Genomic DNA, 1,501 nt, shown 5'->3' on the forward strand with positions numbered 1-1,501 from the left:
GTGGCAGAACGGCCGTTCTCACGCGCAACGCGTTACGCGATCGCTACCACCCTCCATGCAGCCCCGGCCTCACTCGCGCCTGGAAGTCGCACTCCGTGACCGCTCCCCGGCAAATGCACCAGACCCATTTGCCGCCGGAACTTACAGGCCGGTGGGTGGCACGACCGTGGCGAAGCGGATACGAGGCGGCCTCGGTCGCCATCACGAGCCGCAATGAGGTGTGGGTCGCCGAGAGCGGTGCTCCGGATGACTACGCGGGGCCGCCCTTAGCCGCTGGGATGGTGCCTCGTGGCGGAGGGTGCGCAAGCCGGATTCGTTCGGCGACCTCGACCTAGTGGAGGACGTCGCCGCGGCCGATTCCGGCGAGATGTGGGCGCTCATCAGGGACGGCCGCGGCTACGGCGAGCTCCGGGTGGTACGCCGGGACGGCTCCCGCTGGGCGCTGTTGCCCTCGCCTTCGCCCCTCCTGTCATTGCCGCAGCGCGGGGCCGGGTGGTGTGCAAACCCGTCGCAACCCGCGCTCCACCTCGAGAAACTGACTGCCCGCACCAGGAACGAAGTGTGGGCCCTCGGCAGCGTCGCCCCCTGCGGAGGCGGCCCGAGCGTGCGCAAGGTGGTCCTGCACTGGAACGGCACAAGCTGGCAGGAAGCGAACCCGCCGTCAGCGGCGATTCCCCTCTGTAGTGATCAGGCGACTACTGGTATGCAGGTGTTGGAGCGGCGGACATGGCGGGGACGGTTCACCGCAGCGCGTATTCCATGAACGCTCACTGTTGATGATCGTTTTCCCTGATCGCGGCCTCCACGAGGGCGCGGGCGGCCCAGGTCATGGCGTCCTGCTCGGCTTGGGGGTCGAGTCCGCGGACGTCACGCAGCGCTATCTGCGCCTCCCAGCCGACCACCATGGTCAACGCGGAGATGAGGCGCTGGTAGGACTGCTCGCTCAGGGTGTCGCGCAGTGGTTGGCAGGCTTTGTCCAGCCATTCGATCCGGCGTTGGCTGCGGCGTGGGCCGATCGGCTCCGGGGCGCCGTTCAGGGACGGGTCGACGGTCAAGCGGATCATGCGGCGTCCCAGGGGTAGCGATTGTGGCGAGTACGTCAGCAGCGTCTGGATGAGGACGTCGACCCGGCCTGCCGCGTCGTCGGCGAGCGCGGGATCGGACAGCGCCGCCTCGACCGGTGGCTCGTTGAGCGCGCCGGCCGTCGCGTCGATGAGCAGCTGGTCCAGGGCCGGGAAGTGCATGTAGATCGTGCGTCGCGACACGTCGGCGGCGGCCGCGATCTCGTCGACGGATGGCGTCGCTCCGCCGGTGCTGAGGCGTACCGCCGCATCGACGATCGCCTTGCGGGTGCGGCGGCGCTGCGCCTCCCGGCCGCCGCTGCGGGCTGGTTTGTCAGTGGTCATCGGGGTGCTGCCCCTCCTCGGGTCTGTTGGTCACAGCCGGCTTGACGGCGCTTCCGCCACGAGTATACCGTTGTGCATCAGTTGCACATAAGTGC

At 68.9% G+C, this 1,501-nt stretch carries 2 protein-coding genes; one reads left to right on the top strand and one right to left on the bottom strand.

What is annotated here, in order from left to right; translation table 11 throughout:
- Positions 1–298: 298 nt before the first annotated feature.
- Entirely contained in the window at positions 299–763 is a 465-nt protein-coding gene (locus tag EJK15_RS69300) for a hypothetical protein (RefSeq protein ID WP_138720921.1), read from the top strand.
- A 4-nt stretch (positions 764–767) separates the two neighbouring features.
- Here EJK15_RS69300 and EJK15_RS69305 read toward each other — a convergent pair whose 3' ends face one another.
- The gene (locus tag EJK15_RS69305) at positions 768–1,406 is read right to left on the bottom strand and encodes a TetR/AcrR family transcriptional regulator (RefSeq protein WP_138720922.1); all 639 of its coding nucleotides are present in this window, start codon (positions 1,404–1,406) and stop codon (positions 768–770) included.
- Positions 1,407–1,501 lie beyond the last annotated feature (95 nt).

The sequence above is a fragment of the Nonomuraea basaltis genome (assembly GCF_005893125.1).
Lineage (GTDB): Bacteria > Actinomycetota > Actinomycetes > Streptosporangiales > Streptosporangiaceae > Nonomuraea > Nonomuraea basaltis.